Annotated in this window: 23 protein-coding genes and 1 pseudogene; 19 read left to right on the top strand and 5 right to left on the bottom strand. The window is 37.9% G+C overall.

The window, feature by feature from the left end; translation table 11 throughout:
- Positions 1–386: 386 nt before the first annotated feature.
- A complete protein-coding gene (locus NXM86_RS09300; RefSeq protein WP_094245400.1) occupies positions 387–1349 on the bottom strand; it encodes a multicopper oxidase family protein in 963 nt (320 codons plus the stop codon).
- Positions 1350–1792: 443 nt separating this feature from the next.
- Between NXM86_RS09300 and NXM86_RS09295 the strand changes: the two genes are divergently transcribed.
- Complete coding sequence (locus tag NXM86_RS09295; protein WP_089097649.1) at positions 1793–2338, top strand: hypothetical protein; 546 nt, start codon at positions 1793–1795, stop codon at positions 2336–2338.
- A 16-nt stretch (positions 2339–2354) separates the two neighbouring features.
- Here NXM86_RS09295 and NXM86_RS09290 read toward each other — a convergent pair whose 3' ends face one another.
- Positions 2355–2504, bottom strand: coding sequence for a four-helix bundle copper-binding protein (locus NXM86_RS09290; protein WP_498957903.1), 150 nt, complete (start codon positions 2502–2504; stop codon positions 2355–2357).
- 109 nt (positions 2505–2613) lie between these two features.
- Positions 2614–2739: a four-helix bundle copper-binding protein gene (locus tag NXM86_RS09285; RefSeq protein ID WP_498957902.1), complete on the bottom strand. Its 126-nt coding sequence runs from the start codon at positions 2737–2739 to the stop codon at positions 2614–2616.
- Positions 2740–3163: 424 nt separating this feature from the next.
- On the opposite strand from NXM86_RS09285, the pseudogene NXM86_RS09280 reads away from it, so the two are divergent.
- The 4 genes and pseudogenes from NXM86_RS09280 to NXM86_RS09265 all read left to right on the top strand — a co-directional run bounded on the left by NXM86_RS09280 (position 3164) and on the right by NXM86_RS09265 (position 6423).
- Positions 3164–4110: pseudogene (locus tag NXM86_RS09280) on the top strand (YIEGIA domain-containing protein).
- Positions 4076–4282 (top strand): capping complex subunit for YIEGIA, encoded by a 207-nt coding sequence (locus tag NXM86_RS09275; protein WP_275191984.1) that lies wholly within the window; start codon positions 4076–4078, stop codon positions 4280–4282. The pseudogene NXM86_RS09280 and the gene NXM86_RS09275 overlap by 35 nt, the downstream one beginning before the upstream one ends.
- A 202-nt stretch (positions 4283–4484) precedes the next feature.
- Positions 4485–5783: a cell wall-binding repeat-containing protein gene (locus NXM86_RS09270; protein WP_409978406.1), complete on the top strand. Its 1299-nt coding sequence runs from the start codon at positions 4485–4487 to the stop codon at positions 5781–5783.
- A gap of 367 nt (positions 5784–6150) precedes the next feature.
- Entirely contained in the window at positions 6151–6423 is a 273-nt protein-coding gene (locus NXM86_RS09265; RefSeq protein ID WP_097355119.1) for a hypothetical protein, read from the top strand.
- Between the two features lie 126 nt (positions 6424–6549).
- Here NXM86_RS09265 and NXM86_RS09260 read toward each other — a convergent pair whose 3' ends face one another.
- Positions 6550–7626, bottom strand: coding sequence for a YncE family protein (locus NXM86_RS09260; protein ID WP_097355118.1), 1077 nt, complete (start codon positions 7624–7626; stop codon positions 6550–6552).
- A gap of 205 nt (positions 7627–7831) precedes the next feature.
- Here NXM86_RS09260 and NXM86_RS09255 point away from each other — a divergent pair, with 205 nt between their 5' ends.
- The 11 genes from NXM86_RS09255 (at position 7832) to NXM86_RS09205 (ending at position 18936) form a co-directional block, all read left to right on the top strand.
- A complete protein-coding gene (locus tag NXM86_RS09255; RefSeq protein ID WP_260441016.1) occupies positions 7832–9082 on the top strand; it encodes a type II restriction enzyme NmeDI-related protein in 1251 nt (416 codons plus the stop codon).
- 243 nt (positions 9083–9325) lie between these two features.
- Positions 9326–10699, top strand: coding sequence for a sensor histidine kinase (locus tag NXM86_RS09250; RefSeq protein WP_498957901.1), 1374 nt, complete (start codon positions 9326–9328; stop codon positions 10697–10699).
- Positions 10700–10701: 2 nt separating this feature from the next.
- Positions 10702–11373: a response regulator transcription factor gene (locus NXM86_RS09245; RefSeq protein ID WP_498957900.1), complete on the top strand. Its 672-nt coding sequence runs from the start codon at positions 10702–10704 to the stop codon at positions 11371–11373.
- Positions 11374–11385: 12 nt separating this feature from the next.
- Positions 11386–11877 carry a hypothetical protein gene (locus NXM86_RS09240; RefSeq protein ID WP_498957899.1) on the top strand — a complete coding sequence of 164 codons (492 nt, stop codon included), beginning with the start codon at positions 11386–11388 and terminating at the stop codon, positions 11875–11877.
- A 416-nt stretch (positions 11878–12293) separates the two neighbouring features.
- Positions 12294–12989, top strand: a complete 696-nt coding sequence (locus tag NXM86_RS09235) for a C40 family peptidase (RefSeq protein ID WP_042411693.1) — start codon at positions 12294–12296, stop codon at positions 12987–12989.
- A 376-nt stretch (positions 12990–13365) separates the two neighbouring features.
- The gene (locus NXM86_RS09230; protein WP_498957898.1) at positions 13366–13947 is read left to right on the top strand and encodes a TVP38/TMEM64 family protein; all 582 of its coding nucleotides are present in this window, start codon (positions 13366–13368) and stop codon (positions 13945–13947) included.
- Between the two features lie 106 nt (positions 13948–14053).
- On the top strand, positions 14054–15034 hold the full coding sequence (locus NXM86_RS09225; RefSeq protein ID WP_498959021.1) for a F510_1955 family glycosylhydrolase: 981 nt from the start codon (positions 14054–14056) through the stop codon (positions 15032–15034).
- Positions 15035–15150: 116 nt separating this feature from the next.
- The gene (locus tag NXM86_RS09220) at positions 15151–15882 is read left to right on the top strand and encodes an urease accessory protein UreH domain-containing protein (protein ID WP_042411700.1); all 732 of its coding nucleotides are present in this window, start codon (positions 15151–15153) and stop codon (positions 15880–15882) included.
- 118 nt (positions 15883–16000) lie between these two features.
- A complete protein-coding gene (locus NXM86_RS09215) occupies positions 16001–17281 on the top strand; it encodes an IS110 family RNA-guided transposase (RefSeq protein ID WP_015864227.1) in 1281 nt (426 codons plus the stop codon).
- 401 nt (positions 17282–17682) lie between these two features.
- Positions 17683–17877: an SHOCT domain-containing protein gene (locus NXM86_RS09210; RefSeq protein ID WP_141103885.1), complete on the top strand. Its 195-nt coding sequence runs from the start codon at positions 17683–17685 to the stop codon at positions 17875–17877.
- A gap of 531 nt (positions 17878–18408) precedes the next feature.
- Positions 18409–18936, top strand: a complete 528-nt coding sequence (locus tag NXM86_RS09205) for a stage II sporulation protein P (protein WP_089097641.1) — start codon at positions 18409–18411, stop codon at positions 18934–18936.
- 116 nt (positions 18937–19052) lie between these two features.
- Here NXM86_RS09205 and NXM86_RS09200 read toward each other — a convergent pair.
- A protein-coding gene (locus NXM86_RS09200; RefSeq protein ID WP_211278811.1) for an IS3 family transposase occupies positions 19053–20236 on the bottom strand; the annotation gives its coding sequence in 2 pieces (ribosomal slippage) (positions 19053–19981 and positions 19981–20236; 1185 coding nt in all).
- Between the two features lie 110 nt (positions 20237–20346).
- Here NXM86_RS09200 and NXM86_RS09195 point away from each other — a divergent pair.
- The 3 genes from NXM86_RS09195 to NXM86_RS09185 all read left to right on the top strand — a co-directional run bounded on the left by NXM86_RS09195 (position 20347) and on the right by NXM86_RS09185 (position 22222).
- A complete protein-coding gene (locus tag NXM86_RS09195) occupies positions 20347–20469 on the top strand; it encodes a stage II sporulation protein P (protein ID WP_081804212.1) in 123 nt (40 codons plus the stop codon).
- Between the two features lie 9 nt (positions 20470–20478).
- Positions 20479–20814 carry a stage II sporulation protein P gene (spoIIP, locus tag NXM86_RS09190; RefSeq protein ID WP_081804213.1) on the top strand — a complete coding sequence of 112 codons (336 nt, stop codon included), beginning with the start codon at positions 20479–20481 and terminating at the stop codon, positions 20812–20814.
- A 166-nt stretch (positions 20815–20980) separates the two neighbouring features.
- A complete protein-coding gene (locus NXM86_RS09185; protein WP_081804214.1) occupies positions 20981–22222 on the top strand; it encodes a peroxiredoxin family protein in 1242 nt (413 codons plus the stop codon).
- Positions 22223–22300 lie beyond the last annotated feature (78 nt).

Below are 22300 nucleotides of genomic sequence, written 5' to 3'. Positions count from 1 at the left end.
TATACGGCGGTTTCATTAAGTCTGATGTACAGATTCGTATCGTTGATAAAGACTGCTCAGTCTTTGGTTCTTCCATGGGATTTGCCGAGGGTTTTATAAAAGATAGAGCTAGAGGCCATTCGACAGTGTTTCTTTCGAGGGGTTCCCCATTCATATTCCTCTTGTTTAGGCACTTCTACATTCTGCAGTTTTAGGGGGCAATTTATCGGATTGACACCCCCGAATCATACCAAAAGAGGACTTTTTTTATTCAAGTCACCAAAAATGTTTCTAATCAGAACAGAAAACCACCAATAGCCTTTCTATATCGTTAAAACTTAAAAACTTATAACAATTCGTACCTGACTAAAAAAAGCTTATTGCCAAAACAATATCTAATAAACCAATCACTGCACATAGCGAACAACGGTAAGCATTCCACCCATATCTATAGAATGCATGTTCGTTGTATGATGTGGCTTATGACAGTGAAAAGCCCAATTTCCCGGGTTGTTTGCGAAAAATTCGATATTCCATGTTTCTCCCGGTGCGACATTAATCGTATTTCGTTTCAGTCTTGCTGTAACAGGAATTATATTGCCATCAACTGCGGTTGTAATAAAGTCATGTCCATGAAGATGCATAGGATGAGAATCCATGCTTAAATTACCAAGGCGAATGCGAACGCGTTCGCCATATCGAACAAGTAGAGGGGTTGTATCAGGATAAGCTTTGCCGTTAATCGTGAAAAAATTAAACATCATGGCCATTGGGTCAATATTATATATACTTGGAGCCAATTGTCTAGAAGTGTGATCATTCATTTGATGATCATGATTTTGCTGATGCATCTCAGTTTGCACGGCCCATTCCTGAAGTAAAAGAACATAGTCGCGATCCACTGGTTCTTCATATATACCTCGTGAAATAAGCATGCCTCCTAGCCCCATTAATTCTTGCCTTGCGTCATGGACATGACTATGATACATGAAAGTTCCAGCTTGTTGTATACGAAATTCATACGTAAAACTTTCTCCGGGACGTATAGTGGGACTGCCCCCGGGACCAGGCACCCCATCCATTCGGTTAGGAACAATTAATCCATGCCAATGAACAGATGTTGCTTCAGGCAAACGGTTTTCCACTGTAATTTGAACATAGTCTCCCTGATTCACAAGAATGGTTGGACCGGGAATACTTCCGTTGTAACCATACCCGCGAATTTTGATTCCATTTACTAGTTCATGAACAACCGGTTCCGCTCGCAAATGAAATCGTTTGACTCCGTTTTTGAGAATTTGAAACGGCGCATTTTTCACATTGGGAGTCACAATGGGAGTTTGAGGGTTTCTTGTAATGTAATCATACATTTCGCCATCCCCCTCTAGAAAAGGTATTACAATTTCAATATATGTTACTAAATGTGCCGATAGTCGTTTTACTCTCTGTAGATGAGCAAATTCCGTTACAATAATTTGGCGGATGCTGTGAAGGCGTTGCCGAGATTTTTATTATATTGCTTTAAAATTTGAAAATAGGGAGTTTATGGATAAAAAAATATACATTTTCAGAATGAAAAAGCCCCTCACTGATGTTTTAAAGGGGGGGCATGGCATCGATAAGTTTGAAATACATCCATAATCATAACTAAATATCAGCTTAAAACAACTCATACACAACTGATAGAAGTGGTGAAACCGAAGAATTTTAAAACTTAAAACGGAGTTTTTGGGGAATTTTCAACTGATGTTGACATAAAATTTATATTGTATTTCTCACAAGATTTAAATTAGGGATGGGTAAGGGGGATTTTATGTCTACACCAATCGAACAGCAAAAAAATATTTCCATTGTCTTTTTGATTAGTTATATAGTGGGTTTAATCGGATGGTTTTGGGATTGGGGAGAACATATGGGAACTCTGAAATTAGGACTTACTTATGTTCCAGCCCATTTAGTGATGAATGTTTCAATTGTGGTTATGCTTGGAACGATCATTTTAACGGGTGCGTTTAAAAAGAAAGTGTATTGGTTTTCCTATATAGGGATTTTTGTGGGTGCATTACTGTTTTGGATTCAGCCTGAAGTGGGTGTTCCCATACTTTTCATCACTCCATTTGTTTTCATTTGGGCTTATATACAACATAGCAAATATCTCTTACGAACCGCCTTTCTTCTAATGGGATTGGGACTGGTGTTAGTAGGAATTGTCACCGACTGGTTTTGGCATCGTGTTCATCCTGACATTGATGAAGCACATAATATGCTTTTCCTAATTGGCCATCAAATTCAATTAGCAGGATGGCTAGTAGGTGTATTTGTAGGTTTGGTCTTAATCCTTGACCATAAGAAGATATAATAGCTTTAAGGGGAAGCTATGAAAAAAGGCAAACGCATATATCAATGCAATCACGCAATAATGATATACAATGCATCTTGGCTGGTACATCTGGTTCTTTTAAACAAGAATTTAAATACTCTTCACAAGCCTGTATACATTTAACACAGCTATCTATACTATACAAGCTTGATTTGGCTGAAATGAGGAATCCGGTACCCTTGACAAATTTATTTCCTTCCTTTAATTTTTACTTCTTTCTGTATTTTTACCAACCTCAAAATTCCAACTGAGACTCACATTCCTCCGCCAAGTTGCATTGCAAAAGCACGGCATTTTCTAACGCAATTCAAGCACATACGTCCACACATTTGAGATTCTTGGTCTGGATGCCTTAAACATTCATTCCCACAGACTTCCAAACATAAGCACAATATTCGCGTAATGACTTAATTAATATACTACAGCGATCCATAAACTTTGCACATATTTCACAAATGGTTGCAGAATCAAGAAGCAGTTTCAGTTGATTCTTTCTAAAATGAACATCTGTGACTTAACAATATATCGAACGTCTTTTGACACATAGTTGTACAATCTTGAAGAGTTTTATGTGTGCTTGGCGACACCATCATTTGTGAATCCATTATCATCTCCTTTAATATCCTACGCTGATAAAGTATTCATTGTGCGAATACCCTGTCACCAAGGCATAAGCCTAAAAATTAAGCATAAAAGACTTTACCAAAAGGTACATGCTAAGTTGTGCCTTTTTGGTATGTTATCCTAAAGAATAATTTTGCGGATGTCTAAAGAAAATAATAAAAGCTCTTTTAGGAGTTTTTTATGAAAAACGATGTTATTTCATCGGAACATTTGGTTATTATGATAACAGCGTTGGTTGTAGGTTTTTTTGCTCGTCTTATAACCATTAAAGAAGATTATCGGCAGTATCCCAGCTACCCCAACGGATATTTAATCCATTTGGTGACTGGATTTGTAGCCGCAGCCATAGGTGCAGTAGCTATTCCGGCGATTATGACGAAAAATTTTGTTGCAGTAACCTTTCTAGCATTAGCCATACAGCAATTTAGGGATGTTCGGAAGGCAGAACGAGACTGTTTAAAGGACTTGGAGAATACCGAATTTACTCCAAGAGGAGATGCTTACATAGACGGGATTGCGAAGACCTTTGAAGCAAGAAATTATTTTGCGTTGGTTGTCGCCTTAGTTACGGGCATAACAATGCAGCTTGTATCCCATAAGATACTATGGGTGAATATTTTAATCGGGTCATTAGCTGGGTTAGTCATCTTGTTTATATTGAAATGTTTTTCCAAAAGGAAAACAGTTGGGGATATTGCGGATGTTCAATTAGGAAAAGTGGAAGTCAGAGATTCGGAGTTATTTGTTGATGGTATTTATGTTATGAACCAGTTAGGAACGAATAATGCAAGAGAACTTTACCGGAAAGAGGGGATCGCAGCGGTTAATTATCCCGTGAAGAACATTTTCGTATTACATTAGATCACTTTGGTCAAAGACAAGCCATCCTTTTTGAAGCAACAAGAGCTGTTGGTGTGAAACGGTATAACTTTACACGCAAGGATTATGAACAAGGGCGTGTGGTTGTTACATTAGTTCCGCTTGTTCGAAGGGAAGATGTGTTTATTGAAGCAATAAAGAAAACGCCTTTACTTGAAAGTGTAAAAAAAGAGCCATTCGGTGATGAAAAGCAATTGGTTAGGAGGAAAATAAATGGACAAAGAAACAAATCCAAAACCAAATTATGAAATACTGGCTTATATTACGTTAAATCAAAATCGTGTTATAAGCGGAAATGTTTTGGCTTTACTCGCAACCGATGAAGAAGAACAAAAGCAAATTACTCAAGACATCGCTAAAAGTATGAAAGCGGATGTGACACAACTAAAATGCGGGGATTATATGGTATATAGAACTTAGCAAGAAGGATACTAAAATAAAAGGCAGTGATTTTGAATAGATCGATAAACTGCATTAATACGTAGGTTTCTAGTAAACAGGTGTAAAGACAAGAAAGGAAATGGAAAAAAGGGGAATAGTGTCGAGAAATATTTTTTTGACACTCCTGAACCAGCTACAGCTGTTGATATATCAATATCTACAGAGGGAGGAATTACACATGATCAGTAAATTACTTAGAGGAGTCATAGTAGTTCTGTTACCTGTCTTTATCATTACCGGATGTAACAACCAAAACGATGACCATAATCAGATGGATCATGATTCGAAAGAAATGGATCATGCAAATATGAATCATGAAGATATGGATATGTCCTCCAATGATAAAGACAAAGATAACAAAACAAATGAAATGGATTTCGCGAAGCCGCCAAGTTCTTTTAATCGTTTAGCGAACCAAAACATCATGATAACAGCAACGAAAAACGTTACCCGTATAAACACAGATGATCCCATCAAATTATCCGTCATGGTTTCACAAACGGTTTGGCCTGCCACTCATAAAGAAAACCAGCCCGGCGCAATTATCTTAGTGCCTGTTGAAAACTGGCAAATGGCATTGGCAAGTGTAGACTTAATTCATCATCCGAACAACGGTCCTGTTTTATTTACAAAAGATCAAAAAATACCGGATGCCGTCTTAAAGGAAATCAACCGTCTTCAACCTTTAGGTACAGCTGACGGTACGCAAATCATAGTGATGGGAAATCTCAAGAAAAGCGAACTAGATAAATTAAAGAATTTTAAGATAAAACAAATTAGTGAAACAGATCCAGCTGCGTTTGCGAAAGAAATTGACCAATTTTACAGCGACATTGCCGGTAAGACTCCGCAAAGTGTGATTATTGGTTCTTTGGAAGATAAGGCGAAATTGTACACTCTCACAGCCGCCAATTGGATTGCTCACATGGAAGAACCGTTACTGTATGTCTCTTCAAATGAAATTCCACAACCAACAAAAGAGGCGTTACAGCAAAGAAAAGGAAAAGCAAATATATATCTTTTAGGTCCTGAATCAGTAATCTCTAAAGAAGTGGAAAACGAACTAAAATCATTTGGCACCGTTATCCGAATAGCGGGCGATACGCCGGTGCAACAATCCGTTTCTTTTGCTACTTACAAAGATGAAAAAACGAAGTTTGGTTGGGGGCTAAATGATCCGGGACATGGCGTATCATTTATTTCAACGAAAACCCCTGAACTAGCGATTGCGGCTGTGCCGTTTTCTCATCTAGGAAAACACGCACCTTTAATATGGCTAGAGAATGGGACATTAACAAAGGACGTATATGAATTTTTAGCCCGTTTAAAACCAACTTTTACGGATGATCCAACAGTAGGACCGTATAACCACGCATTTTTATCTGGTACATTCCGTTCCATCTCTTATCAAACACAAGGAATTATCGATGAAAAGCTCGAAATTGTTCCCGCAACTGGAGAAGGACATGCAGGGCATTAGAAGCACGTAAATCTATATACGCAAAACAGCTTGCAAGCCGAGCAAGCTGTTTTTTATTTTTGAAACTCGTGGTATTAATATGACGATGCAAACATATGGCATTCAACTAACATCAAAGGTTTTTGAATTATTCGCATATCATCACAGACAACTTCTACAAGTTAATTTGTAATGATTCACGTTGTTTAAGAAACATGTAAGCAACAAAGTATGATTATGATGACAAAACCATTAGAAATTATAATCGATTTTTCAAAATATCTAATTACTAAATGATAATCTGCGACAAAAATTTGTAAATGTTTATGAACACTTTCTCCATACTTTTCCTTTATTCTAAAACTAGAAAAGGATGGAGGTGTTGAAAATGAAAAAACTTATTTCAGGTTTGTTCGTCCTTGTTTCAGCTCTTGTATTAGCTACAGCTGTTTTTGCAGCAAATAAAAATGATAATAAGGATTGGAAAGAAATGTTGCCAATGATGAAACAAATGCATCCAGATTTATCAGAGGAACAATTACAAAAAATGTACGAACAGTGTCGAAGTAATGGAGATAAAATGATGAAACATATGATGAATCATGACAGAATGAATCAACAAATGATGAAACAAGGACATATGAACAATCATATGATGTAGCAAGGTTTAATCAAATATATTTAAGCACCGTAGGCTTAAAACTACGGTGCTTTTTTATGCGTAAATTTCAGTAAATAGAAAAGAAAAACAGCAGGTTTAAAAACTCAACCTGCTGTTTATTTATATTTACGGCATGACGCTGATCCCGTTTGGAATTTCACCTACTTGAACCGTTTTTATTACTTTGTTTTGTTCTTTATCAATGACACTCACCGTGTTGTCAAACATATTGGTGACGAAAACATATTGATGATCCGGACTTGTGACGACTCCGTGCGTCCCTTTGCCTGTTTCAATCGTGGCAACCACTTTTTTTGTTTTTATGTTTATTTTGCTTACGGAATGAGACGGCGCATCTTTCGTACCTTGATTGGCTACATAGGCAAATGTATCGTCGGAATCCATGTACACTTGAGCCGGTCCTTGACCGACAGGAACTTTTTCTACTTTACCGTTTGCTAAGTCAACAATGGCAAGGGCATTCTCCGCATTTAAGGTTACGACTAACGTTTTACCGTCCGAAGTAATGCCTGTTGTAACAGGAGTAGATCCTACTTTCATTTTCTTTTCTTCTTTCATTGTTTCTAAATTGATAACGCTTACACTGTCTTCCCCCATGTTGGCGATATACGCGTATTTACTATCCTTTGAGATACGGAACCCATGAGGTCCTTTTCCAGTTGGAATTGTTTGAATTACCGAGTAACTTGCCATATCAATCACAGAAACATTATTATCTTCATTATTGGTTACGAGAGCGTACTTTCCATTTTCAGTGAAAACGATATGAGCAGGATGATTCCCGACTTTCACTTTCTTAATTAATTCGTCTGTTTCTGTATTATAAAATAACGCCATTCCTTTCATCTCCATGGAGTGATCATTCCCGTGCTGCATTTCCGGAACTAAAGTAGCACCGAGAATTTTTCCGTCAGGAGAGACTTGGACATTGTGAACGGCACCGTCTACTTTGATTGTTGAAACAACTTTATTCGTTTCTAAATCAATTTTTGAAATACTTCCGCCTTCGTTAGCGGTAAAATAATATTTTTTCGTTTCTTTTCTTTGCTCTTTTGTGGCGGCTGCGGACTGTTTATTTTTCCCTAAAGTAGTGTTACTTTTTTGAGAATTCGTCCCGCAACCTCCTAGAACAAACATAAACATCGTCAATAAGGTTAACACGGCAATGATAGTTTTACGCATCAAATATTTCCTCCCTTTACTTTATCGAGTCTAAAGACATGATATTAACAAAAATAATTAATCGCTGTGACGAATTTCACAATAAAATTAAAATTATTCCTAACCGTTACAATTTATTGAAATCCATAAATTCTGCAAATTTATCCTGTAAAATAAAAAATATTTTAGTTTTTAAAGGATGTTTTCAATAAGAGGAGGAACTGTTGTGAAAGCGAACTTCGAAAGAATGATTCAAGAGTATCGAGGTGACATGGAATCAGTCTATCAAACTTGGTTTATCGATAATGACCAAAGATTAAAAGCATTCCGTACTATCCGAAACGGTGTTATAGAGGTAATTAAGGATATAGACAACAATACATTTGGAAACGACTTTAAGGGGTCCTCATTAGAAATTGTAGTTACAGCCATTGCAGAACAAAAACAAGTTTTTGAAGGAGCTGCCCACGCGTTTTATTGGAAGCCGAAACTTCGAATACCGGATATTTACGAAAATGAACTTAATAAAAAGGCTTTTGGGAGATTTTTAAAATCATGTCTTCAAGCAACAACGGAAAAGCAACTTATAGAAGAAATTGTTAAACTAGATCAATTACAAATTAAGGGACTTGGACCAGCTGTAGCTAATATTCTCTATTTTCTCCACCCAACTGTTTTTCCACCTTTTAATACAGCTATTGTAAAAGGTTTTAATCTTTTATTTGATCAAAAAATTAAACTTGGTTCGTGGCAAGAATATTTAAAGATGAGAGAAATCATTTTAGATTTTAATGAGAAATATAGAAACTTACTATCAAAGGACCTTGGTGCGGTAGGAGGACTTCTGTTTGAAATTGGAACGGGAAGATTAGTCATTAGTGAAAACTATGAAATCACATTAGAAAATATGGAAAAGCAAACAAAAGCAAAAATGAAACGTCATTCTGAAGTAATAAATGATGCTATCGAGGAAAATGATCATTCGGAAATGCAATATCATTTAGCAAGATTAGGAAAAGCACTTGGTTATAATGTATGGATTGCTCAAAATGATCATAAGAGAGAGTGGAATAATCAAAAGTTAGGGGAATTTTCCTTAAAACGCTTAAATCTGCCAAATATCTCTCAATCAGTGAAGGAAACCGTTGCTTTGATTGATGTTATTTGGTTGGATAAAGAAGAAAGAATTGTTGGTGCATTTGAGGTTGAAAAAAGTACATCTATCTATTCTGGGATTTTAAGGCTCTATGACTTGGCTTTAACTATGCATGAAAACCAGACTAAGTTTTATTTAGTTGCTCCAGATAAACGCGAAAAAGAAATTAAAGCACAACTTTTAAGGCCTTCCATTCGACATTCGAATGCTTGTCAAATTTCTTACATTTTATTTTCTGAACTCCGATGTGATTGTGATGCGATGTGCAAATTTGGGACTGACATAGGTGTTTTAGACAAAATTTCAAGAAATGTTGGATAAGTATCTAAACGTTTTACTTGGCTGAAACGAAAAATTGGAAAATAACTATGATAAAAAAGTACTCCATGAATAGGGGAAAGGAACTGATAGAAACTAATCGTGAACCGATGAATTTCTTATCAGTTCCTCTTAATTTATAAGGATTCGAAAATGATAAAAATACAGCTAATTTTTTCTGCACATTTTCTCCACATTTGTTGGTTATTATATGGAGGGGAATAAGCTGATAAGGAAGGGACAAAAGTGCGAAAAATTTCATTTAAATTAGGACTATTATTTTTTGTATTCGTATTAGGAATAGAGACGGTTTTATTTGCGTCATTATATGTTACTCTGGTGAATTCTAGAATTAATGAGGAATTTGAGCAGCTGTTGGCAAGAGGGAACAGCCACCGTGATGTGTTAGAAAAAAATTATGATCCTTCTACGTTAGAACATGTCACGATGATGGAGTCTGAGGCGGAGACGGACGTCGTTATTACCAATGACAAGGGGAAGATACTATATTTTTCAGATCATATTTTACCATTTGCTAAAAGCATCATAAAAAAAGCAAATAATAAAAACATTCCCCATAGTGGAATGATTGTTCAAAAAAATTGGCAAAAAGAGGCGCATATTTCGACAGTAAGCCCGATTCGGATTGACGGCAAGATCAAAGGGTATGTCTATATGTTTCAAAATACGGCTTCCATTCAAAACATGATTTATAAGTTAAAACATCATTTCCTTATGGTTGGAATTCTTTCGGTATTTTTAACGATTATTACGATTGCTTTCTTATCAAGAGTTATTACTATTCCTCTCATTCGCATGAAGCAGGCGACCGAAAAATTGAGTAAAGGGGATTTTTCTGTTCGTCTGCAAGTAAAAGGGGAGGACGAATTGGCGGAATTAGGGAAAGCCATTCAAACATTGGCGAGGGATTTAGAATACTTAAAAAAAGAAAGAAACGAATTTCTCGCCAGCATTTCTCATGAACTTCGCACCCCTCTCACTTATGTAAAAGGATATGCGGATATAGCTAGGAGACCCAACATGGGAGAAGAGGAGAGAAACCAATATTTGTCCATTATCTACGAAGAAGCAGAGCATATGCAAAAGATGGTGAAGGATCTTTTTGAATTAGCGAAGATGGATCAACATTCCTTTCAAATCCATAAGGAACCTACTAATTTATGTTCTTTCTTAAAAAAATTGCATGACAAAATGCATCCTGCGTTTCAGGCTAAAAAAATGTCTTTGGTATATCAATGTGCAAAAAACATTACGGTCCATATAGACCAAAAACGTTTTGAACAAGTGATGATAAATTTGTTAGACAATGCTTTAAAATATTCCAATCAAGGCTCTACCGTGTCTATTGATGTAAGAGCGGAGAAAAATAACATTGTGATTATTGTTTCAGACGAAGGCAGAGGGATCCCTGAAGAGGATTTGCCGCATATTTTTGAGCGGTTTTACCGAGTGGATAAATCAAGATCAAGAACTAGCGGCGGAACAGGGTTGGGACTAGCCATCGTCAAGGAAATTGTGGAAGCGCACGGAGGATCGATTTACGCCGCAAGTGAATATGGAAAAGGAACAAACATGGTCATTACATTGCCGGAGGGATGAGCATGTACACGGTTTTACTGGTTGACGATGAAAAACGAATGTTAGATTTACTTGATCTTTATCTTTCGCCTAAAGGATATCATTGCATAAAGTGTGAGTCCAGTTTAACAGCGATACAGTACTTAGAAAATAACAAAGTGGATTTAGTCTTGCTCGATATTATGATGCCAGAGATGGATGGTTGGGAAACTTGCAAACGAATTAGAGAATTTTCCGATGTCCCGATTATCATGGTGACCGCAAGAGATCAGACGTTAGATATCGTCAAAGGTCTCAATATTGGGGCGGATGATTACATCGCAAAACCGTTTGACGAAGCTGAGCTCCTTGCCCGCATCGAGGCGGTGCTGCGCCGCTCCGTAGGAAAACGCTCGAAAATAGAATTTCAAGGGTTAGTGTGGGATGAAGACGAACATAAAGTCTACTATCAAAACGAACCGATTTTTCTAACGCCGAAAGAGTTTGCCATATTGGGTCTGTTTTTGAAGCACCCAAACAGAGTGTTTAGCAGAGAACAAATCATTGTGTCATTATGGGGCTATAATGCAAATACAGAAGAGCGTACCATCGACTCTCATGTCAAAAATATTAGAGAAAAGCTTAGACAAGCTGGATTTCCGATCGATCAATTTCTGCAAACCGTTTGGGGGGTAGGATATAAATGGGAGGCATAAGGCAAGAAGAGGATGAAAGAGCAAATCATTGCACTACTCAACACCTATGAAAATGCTGCTTATCTCATCAGCATTGTGATAAATATTATAATTAGTATTTTAGGACTTATACCAAGCGTTTTTCTCACGGCTGCCAATTTGGCTGTGTTCGGGTTTTGGAAAGGCACCTTTTTATCTTTTGCAGGGCAAGCATTCAAAGCCATTGTCTCATTGATGAATCTAGGATTTTATAAAGAATCTGATTTTCATTATATGACAGTTGGCTATAAAGGTCATACGATTTATGTGGTGAACCAAGAAGAAAATAAAACACTAGGACAAGGGGGATTTTACAGTAAAGATGATGGAAAAACGTGGTTACAAAGTCAATTAAACGGCCTGCCGCAAACTGCTGCAGGAACGATTGCTGCCCACCCAACGGACGCCTGTACTTATCAAACAATCATTAGATTCAAAACAGAAGGAAGGGATATTTTCGGGAGGATCCTCGGGATCTGTTGTTAGTGCTATTAAAAAACTAATACCTTCATTGACAAAAGAAACGAACATCGTTACCATCTTTCCAGACCGTGGTGATCGTTATTTAGATTTAGTTTACGATGATCAATGGTTAAACAAAGTAAAAAGAGAATCCTATTAGATATAGAGGGGGAATCTAAAGGCATTCCCCTTATCTTCTTTAATTATAAATCTCTCTTAATATAATGATTGATATTTTTTGCAATTAAAATTGATTTAACCGCAAGCTTTATGTCTTTTTATGTAATAAATTGACGGTATTTTATGTATTTTTTTGTCGGCTTTTCACACATTCTGCACAATTTTGTAATTAAACTGTAAATCCATCGAAACATTAATGTTATTTTAATATGATAGAATTTGCTCAAAAATACGAAAAGAGTTATAGGGGGAAAACAGGATTGAAAAGGTTAGTAGCATCTTTTGCAATGGCAGGTGTTTTATTGAGTAGTCCAATCGTAAGTAGTGCGGCTCTTGGGGATCAAACATTAAAAATTGGAATGACACACCAAGATGTTAAAGAATTACAACAAATATTAAAAAATAAAGGTTACTTTACATATAAAACAACTACTACATATTTTGGTCCTATTACCAAAAGTGCTGTTATAAAGTTTCAGAAATCAAAGGGCTTAACTGCTGATGGAATTGTAGGTCCTAGTACATTCAAAGCATTAGGCATAAAAAACGCTAAGACTAAAACTACGCAAGTGGAAGGAGTTTCATCTTATAACCCAACAAGGCTGGTTCAAAATGCTAAAAAATATTTGAATGTCCCGTATGTATGGGGAGGAAGTACACCTAAAGGATTCGATTGTAGTGGCTTTTTGAATTATGTATTCAAGGAGAGTGTTGGAATTAGCTTACCAAGAACGGTTGCTGGCATCTATGCTAAAGGTGTGAAAGTTTCTTCTCCTCAAGTAGGAGATTTAGTGTTTTTTGAAACTTATAAGCCTGGAGCTTCTCATGCAGGAATTTATATTGGAAATAATGAGTTTATCCATAGTTCTTCTTCTAAAGGAGTTAGCATTAGTTCTATGAAGAATACATATTGGTCTAAGCGCTATCTAGGTGCAAAAAGAATAATTGTGAATTAAGGGAGCGAAGGAATTGCTCCCTTTTTGTTTGTGTGCCCGGCATGAGAGTAATCTATAGGGTGAAAGTCCCGAGCTGCTAAGACAGAAGTAGCAGTTAGCTTAACGCAAGGGTATCCGTGGTGACGCGGAATCTGAAGGAAGCGAGCGGCAAACTATTAAAATCCATAAATTCTGCAAATTTAATTTATAAAATAAAAATTACTTCTCTTTTATAAATCGTCCAAAGGCATAAACAAGGAGAAAAGAACGTACAATATAGACTCTTATGTAAAAAATATTAGGGAAAAGATGAGACAAATTTAGGTTTCCAATCGATCAATTTCTGCAAACCGTTTGGGGGTAGGATATAATATGGGAGGCATAAGGCAAGAAGAGGATGAAAGAGCAAATCATTGCACTACTCAACACCTATGAAAATGCTGCTTATCTCATCAGCATTGTGATAAATATTATAATTAGTATTTTAGGACTTGTACCAAGCGTTTTTCTCACGGCTGCCAATTTGGCTGTGTTCGGGTTTTGGAAAGGCACCTTTTTATCTTTTGCAGGGGAAGCAATCGGAGCCATTATCTCCTTTCTTTTATATCGTAAAGGATTCAGGAAGCTTTCTGAATCCAAGTTATTTGCTCACCCGAAAGTCAGACGTTTGCTTGAAGCAAAAGGTTTAGAAGCCTTTTTTCTTGTTCTGTCTTTGCGGCTTCTTCCTTTTGTTCCGTCAGGAGTAGTTACCTTTGTTGCAGCGATAGGAAAAACCTCCTTGCTTATCTTTATGATTGCTAGCTCAATAGGGAAAATACCGGCATTACTTTTAGAAGCCTATTCGGTTTATCAATTGATGAATTGGACATGGCAAGGGAAAGTAATATTAACATTTTTGTCTGTTTGTTTATTCCTTTTTACTTGGAAGAAAATCAATCGAAAAAAGGCTCAAACGAACAAAATTGAAAGGGATTTATGAAGAGCAACAAAATATCATATTCAAAGAAACAAACTCCATAAATTCTGCAAATTTTTCTGCTATAAAATTACTATGTTTACTCAATACACAAAAAGGAGTATCAGCAATGAAAAAAATGACGAAAGCTATGATGATTACATCGGCCATTTTTCTTCTAAGCGCTTGTTCATCATCCAATGAAAAAAAACAAGCCTTTATTACGAGCAAAGAACAAGCAAAATCCAACATATCTGTTACAAATAATCCTTTCTTTAAAGAAAAGAAAGAAGGAAAGTTCGAACATTTACATGGAATCGGTTATGCAGGCAACCAAAATGCGATTTACTTTGCTACACATGAGGGGTTACTTGTTTACCAAAATAATAAGTGGTATGAAACGACTTCGTATAAACATGATTATATGGGCTTTTCTGCCACAGACGATGGATTTTATTCATCGGGGCATCCAGAAGAAGGTTCATCTTTAGGAAATCCTCTTGGTCTTGTAAAAAGTTTGGATAATGGACAAACGTTGATGAATCTAGGATTTTATAAAGAATCTGATTTTCATTATATGGCAGTTGGCTATAAAAGCCATACGATTTATGTCGTGAACCAAGAAGCAAATAAAACGCTTGGACAAGGGTTATTCTACAGTAAAGACGATGGCAAAACGTGGTTACAAAGTCAATTAAACGGCCTGCCGCAAACTGCTGCAGGAACGATTGCTGCCCACCCAACGGACGAAAATATGGTCGGAATTAGTACGCCTGAAGGAATTTTCGTTTCAAAAGATAATGGAAATACGTTTGAACGCTTTACTCGAAAGATCAATACGACGACTTTCGTCTTCCAAGAAAAATCCATTTTATTTGCTGCTGTAGAGAATAATAAGCCTATACTTATAAAACAATCGTTAGATTCAAAACAGGAGGAAGTTCTTTCTGTTCCTAAACTCGATGAAAAAGACCATATCATGTATATGGCCTCTAATCCGACAAATGAGAAGGAAATTGTGATCGCCACCATGAACGGGGATATTTTCATGACAAAAAATAACGGTGAAAGCTGGACAAGACTAGCATCGAAAGGGAAAATAAATTTTTAATAAAAGACATGCGAGGGCATGTCTTTTTGCTTACTTAAAAATATACCACTCCATAAATTCTGCAAAATTCATTGCTACAATATAGACATCAGATAGAGAAGAAGGTGAGAAGAAGGGTGTATTCGTTCTTGAGCCAAATAAGCAACCTTCTAAGCCAACCGTTTCTCAATATTGCAAATAGCACGACAGCTATTCCCATTTTGTCAGCTTTTGTTCTTGGCATTGTAGGAGCGATGGCTCCATGTCAACTCACTGGCAACTTGGGAGCGATCACGTTGTACAGTAATCAGTCCTTGCAAAAAGGGATTGCGTGGAAAGAGTTGCTCCTATTTATTTTGGGTAAAATCATTGCTTTTTCCGGTTTAGGTTTCATCGTTTGGCTGATGGGGAAAGAGATTCAAAGTACACTGACATTATATTTTCCGTGGTTGAGAAAGCTGATCGGTCCCATTCTCATTCTTGTAGGTTTATACTTGTTAGGGCTTTTTAAAATGTATTGGAACGTAACCTTGTTCAAAATCCCTGAGAGATTTTTAAAGAAAGGAAAAATAGGCTCCTTTTTAATGGGTTTCGGCTTTTCATTAGCTTTTTGTCCAACCATGTTTGTGCTATTTTTTGTTACTCTAATGCCTCTGGTATACTCAACGTCTTATGGAGTGTTATTACCGAGTATCTTTGCCATCGGAACCTCTGTACCTGTTATTTTATTCATCCTCATCCTTTGGTACTTAGGATTTAGCGGCACTCTAATGAAAAAAGGAAAGCAAGCAGGAAGGTTCGTTCAGAAAGCAGCTGGAATCGTGATGATCTTACTTGGCATATTAGACACCATCACTTATTGGTTTTAAAATTAGGAAAAGGAGCATTCCCGTTAGGAGCTTTTCCGGGGACTTGATCAAAAAAAGCCCTCTTGGTATGATGCAGGGGTGTCAAACACATCACTCACCATACCAAGGAGGACTTCAGATGAATTGTACACAAAACTATAAAATTGATCAAGTCACCGAACAAACGCTTGTCGTGGGCATCGATATCGCGAAACGAACCCACTACGCCTGCTTCGTGGATGACCGGGGGCGTGTGCTTCGCAAATCGTTCCCGATCTTCCAGTCGAAAGAGGGCTTTCGCCAGCTGTATGAAGCGATTCAGGAGGCGATGCAAGCGTTCGGAAAGCCGCAGGTGATCGTCGCCGTGGAGCCGACCGGGCACTACTGGTTGAACCTGGCCTACTTCCTCGAGGAGCACGGGATCCCGTTGGTCATGGTCAACCCGGCGCATGTGTGCCGGTCGAAAGAACTCGATGACAACCTGCCGACGAAACATGACGCCAAAGACGCCCTAGTCATCGCCAGACTGGCGAAAGACGGACGATTCCTCGTCCCCCGGCTGTTGCACGAGATCGAAGCCGATTTGCGCGTCGGGAGCACGCTCAAAGAGAAGCTCCGCAAGGAACAGACGGCGGTGAAAAACGCGATCGTCCGCTGGACCGACCGATATTTTCCGGAGTTTTGGACGGTGTTTCGCGACCTGGGGAAAACGGCGCTTTCGGTGCTGGAGTGGACGCCGCTTCCAGCCGATATGGCCGGCCGGGCGGTGGAGGAGCTTCTTGAGGTGTACCGGCAAAGCGAAGGGCTGAAATGCCCGCAGAAGGCCAAAATTCAGGCGTTGATCGACGCCGCGAAGGACTCGATTGGGGTGACGGAAGGGACGACGATGGCCCGGTTTGAGATCGCCGCGCTCGTCCGCCGATACCGCCAATTGGAGGCTGAGGTCGCCGCGTTGGACGCCGAGTTGAAGGCGTTGGTTCAAACGACGATGGAGTATCAATGGCTGAAAACGGTCGACGGGTTGGGAGACGCCACGATCATCGATCTTCTGGCGGAGATCGGCAGCTTCGCCCATTATCGGGACCCACGTCAATTGGTGAAGTTGGCGGGCCTGACGCTCAAGGAGAATTCCTCCGGCCAGCGCAAAGGGCAAAAGCACATCTCCAAACGGGGACGGAAACGGCTGCGATCGGTGCTGTTTCGGGCGATGATTCCGCTGATTCGGCATAACGAGGCGTTTCGCGAGCTGCATGAGTATTATACGACCCGATCCGTCAATCCGCTGACCGGAAAGCAGTCCATCGTCGCCTTGTGCCGGAAGCTGTTGAATGTGCTGTTTGCGATTTGTACGAAGAAACAAGCGTTTGACGCGGAGCGAATGAAACAGGACGTCTTGTCCCAGGTGCAACGGGCGGCCTAAGGCCTCCCCCTGCGAACGGAAGAATCGTTGGACAACAGGATGACACCGGAGAAGCTGGCGTGATTTTATCCATTCGACCTTGAGTCCCCAAAGGAGCTTGGCCGGCCTCCGCCTGATGACGAGACCGAACGAGGGAATGTTGGCGCGAAGACGCCCGGAGACATGGGAGGGTTCGTCCTCATCAGCGACGCGGAGATCCAAAGGGTGCATCGAATACGCTTCTCCCCACGGAAGGAAAATATCCCCAGCCGTGGACGCGAAGCGCACCCTAGGTCTGTAAGATATCCACAAAACTGAAAAAGGATGTAAGGGATTTTGTCGAAAAATATTTTTTGGACACCCCTGAGGGGCCGAAAAGCCTTGATAAATCAACATTTCTAGAGGGAGGAAAGTGAACGGTGATGTTTGGAGATTTGGCCATGATGATTGGGATGATGTTATTCTGGGTTGTATTAATCGCCATTGGTTTTTATCTCTTACATCGTTTTATCAATGACCGCAAAGAAGAGTTATCTCCGATGGAAATATTAAAAGTGCGATTAGCCAAAGGAGAGATCACTTTAGACGAATTTGAACAACTATCCAAAAAGCTATAGTAAAATCTAGCCTCTTTTATTGTATCAAGCATCAGAAATGTGATTTACAATTGTCTCCCCCTATTTCAATTTTATATAGATGAAGGAAGTTGTTGATAAGAGTATTGTCAACAACTTCTTTTGTTTTTTTAGCTTTTCTGAACATAATAATCTCTTATATTTCATGTCTCCTTCGTTAGTTTTTTCTCCTGTTATAAACACTTCTGTAAAAGCGATATTGAACGAACTATGGAGACAAAAGAAGGTTATCTCCTAAATAAATTTTTTCATGGGTCATCATTTTTAAAAATCTTAGTTCTTTATTCTATTTACTAGATTTCATTCATAGATATTAATAATAGAATTTAGAAGGGAGAGTAAGAATGAGAAGACAGTCTTCGCCGAAAAATACAACTGCATTCTTTTACAGTTTTCTAATTACGTTAATAGTCAGTGTGTTTATTTTAAATATGATTATTGCTATTTTTTAAGAAGTTTTTAGTTTCTGAGTATTTAAGGGACCTTTCATGAAAAGTGGAGTCCGTCTCATTTATGTACATATTGGAGATGGAAAATCATTATTTTAATCAGGGAATCAAAGGTGACATAAAAAAGCCTAATTTTTCAAAACTGCTGTTTGAAAATACCATTAATTTAAGCTTGAGTGATCCTCGCTCATTTTTTAGGAATGTCTTACCGGGGTTTTCAAGTTTCGATTCGAAAATAATTGTGGCAGGAGAAGGAACAGACTATACAAATTTACCAATCGAATCATCACCTCCGATTGAGGTTTTATTAAAAGAGAGAGAAATTAGTGAACAAAATCTGAAGAAATTAGAAGAAGAAATAAATCAAACAGAAAATATGGTAAAACCACCACCATTGAAAAATGACACTGGAAACCGGAATGTAATGTTTATTTATCATTCACATAGCCGTGAATCTTTTTTGCCCTATCTAAAGGGTACGGGTAACGAAAAAACATACCATCACTCAAAAATTAATATCACAATGGTAGGTAAACGATTAGGAGAAGCTCTTAGAAATAGGGGGATAGGTGGTATTATGTCAAGAAAATAGACACGTAAAATCGAGAAAAATTTTAAAACCCTACTACCGCACTTCGTTTAGTGGCCTCTTGAGAAGGAGAACGGTTTGGTAAACCCTTCCCCTTCTCAAGAGGAAAGATATGCCCCTTATATCGTGACTTGTGGAGAGAAGCGTTGCTGCTTTTTGCCTTGCTGATGCATCTTCTCATACTCCATCGGGGACATGTACTCATTAGCGGAATGAATTCGCTCGGCATTATAAAAACACTCCATGTATTCAAAAATCCGTTGTTTCGCTTCTTCCCTTGTCGTAAAGGTTTCGTGGAAAATGAGTTCCTTTTTAAGGATGCTGTGAAACGATTCGGCACATGCGTTGTCATAACAGTTTCCCTTTCGACTCATGCTCGTCTGGATTCCGTATTGCCTCAACATGGCTTGGTATTCATTCGATGCATACTGGCTCCCTTGGTCCGAATGGTGAATCAGACCAGGTTGAGGATTTCGCTGATGGATGGCCCGGTTGAATGCTTTGATCACTAACTCCTTTGTCATACGCTCGGAAAGATACCAACCTACAATTTTACGAGAAAACAAATCCATGATGGATGCTAAATACAACCAGCCTTCTTTCGTCCAAATATAAGTGATATCCGCCACCCATACTTGATTCGGCTCATCTGCTTCAAACTGCTGATTCAATAAGTTGGGATACACAGGCAAATGATGCTTTGAGTTCGTGGTTGCCTTATATTTTTTCTTTGTTTTTGAACGAATGTCCCCATCTTTCATGATTCTGGCGACCGTTTTTTGAGATACCTCAACCCCTTGCTTCTGAAGGATTTTTGTGATTTTTGGACTGCCATACGTTTCTCTTGACTCGATATGAATCTTTTTGATTTGCTTTTTCAACGCTTCTTGTCTTTTCTTTTGTTGGCTTTCCGGCCGTTTGGTCCATGCATAGTATCCACTTCTTGAAACACCTAGGACTTCGCACATCTTCGCCACACGAAACTCCTTTCTATGCGTATGAATGAATTCATAGATTACTTCTGGTTTTTGGCGAAGATGCTCATGGCCTTTTTTAAGATCGCGTTTTCCTCTTCAAGGTCACGGATGCGTTTTTGTAGTTCGCGCTTTTCTTGATCTTCTGGTTTAAGGTTTCCGCTTCCGACAAAACTATGTTCGGCATCTTTTTTATAATCTGCGACCCATTTATGAAGAGTTTTTGGCGAAATATCGAGTTGTCTTGCGGTTTGAGCGACCGCCTTTCCTTGCTCGACCACTAATTTTACTGCATGTATTTTGAATTCTTTATCAAAACGTCTAGCCATTATAGACACTCCCTATGATTGATAGATTTACTATACATTTCTCTATTCGTTGTGTCTATAATCTAGACTAACATCAAGGAGTAGAAGTAGATACAACGGACATTGTAGCCATGTTAAAGAAAAGAAATTTAGATTATTCTAGCTCTTACGAAATCTCCAGAGAAATTGTTGCATCTGCGAAAAGGTCTAATAGGGATCTTAGCTACTTTTTGGATATCCATCGTGATTCATAGCCAAGAAAAATAACAACAGTAACTATAAACGGAAAAACGTACGCTAGATTATTTTTTATTGTAGGTAAGGAAAATAAAAATTATGAGGAAAATTTAGCTTTTGCACAAAAGATTAACACTGAAATAGAAAAATCTTATCCGGGATTGTCAAGAGGAATTATTGAAAAGGATAGCCATTCAGGAAATGGAGTTTATAACCAAGATTTATCTCCTAATTCTGTCATTATCGAAATAGGGGGCATTGAAAATACGATGGATGAGTTATATAGAACGGCAGATGCATTGGGAGAAGTTTTAAGTCAATATTATTGGGATGCTACGAAGGTATCGAATACTCCTAAATAATATAAAAAAAAATGTCGAGGATTCGACACTTTCACTTTGATGACAAAGTTGACAAGCTTCAGTCTTTAGAACAACTAGCTAAGAAATTTTAATATGTTTCTCCATAAAAAATTCATATTTTTTATTTATAATAAATAAATCACATGAAATTGGGGAGAGATGCGTATTGCAATTTGGTAGTATTATAGTTCAAGGTGAAAATCTTTTACTAATAAGCGGCTTATTAATTAGCTATGTGATGTTTTATTATGGTATTAGGATATTAAAAATAGAACGAAACATCATGGATTTAATTTTTAATAGTTTTATTAATGGAGTACTAATTTGGAAATTTAGCTATGTCGTTTTACACCCTAATTCAGTTTTACAAAATCCTATGACTATAATTTATTTTAACGGGGGATATGTTGGAATTGGTATAGGGATTATTTTCATCACGATCTCTACTTGGTTATCTATCAAAAAACAGAATATTTCTTTGGTTTCTTACACACGTGCGGCCGTTCCTGCGTATTTGGGGTATTTTAGTACGTTTGTATGGATCCGCGTAATGGAAGATCCTCAGAATCATCTCATCATTTTGCAAGCAATAGTAGCTGTTTGTTTTTTTATAGCAGCCTCACGAATCAACACCCAAAAAACTTTGTTACAACTTCTCATATGGTTTCATTTAATTCAATTTGAAATAGCCCTATATAAAAACAATTTTGTATACGCTGAGATAATATCAAAAGAAGTATTGTTATATGTCTCTTTAATTATTATCTTTTTATGTATTTTATACTGGTCAGAGAGGCAAGGAAGAGAAGAGGCCACTAAGGACGAGGAAAAGGGATGGAGAAATACAACAAATAATATAATTTTAGGCGGTATATTTTTAAGTCTTGCCATAACCCCTATGCTTACCAATCAACATGAAACAGGGAGAATAGAATCCCCTAAAACAGTTATGTCTACCTCATTAGATTCTGGCAAAATCGGGACTAATAAAGGACAATTTGCTCCAGATTTTGAATTACTTTCAATTACAGGAAATAAAGTGAAGTTGTCTGATTTGCGTGGAAAGACGGTTATATTGAATTTTTGGGCTACTTGGTGTCCTCCTTGTAGAGCTGAAATTCCCGAAATGCAAAAGTTCTATGAAAACAATAAAAATAACAATGTAGAGATTTTGGCAGTCAATTTAACGAATAGCGAAAGCAGTCCTGATACAGTGAAGGATTTTGTGAGGGATAAAGGCATGACGTTTAACATTCTGCTTGATAAGCAAGGAAAGATTGGAAATCTATACGGTATAATAACAATTCCCACTTCGTATATCATTGATAAAAATGGAATTATCAGAGAGAAACATGTAGGTCCTATGTCTTATGAAACTATGGACAACTTCATCTCTAGTATTAAATAAAAACTAAAAATCTTTTTCTACACCTGATTATATCAGGTTAATGATATTGTCCCTTCTGAGTATACAGTAAAAGGAATA

Origin of the sequence: Geobacillus sp. CX412 (genome assembly GCF_027942335.1) — a bacterium.
Classification (GTDB): Bacteria; Bacillota; Bacilli; order Bacillales; family Anoxybacillaceae; genus Parageobacillus_B; species Parageobacillus_B toebii.
Note: the sequence above shows the minus strand (reverse complement) of the source record. Positions and strands in the feature narration are given on the sequence as shown.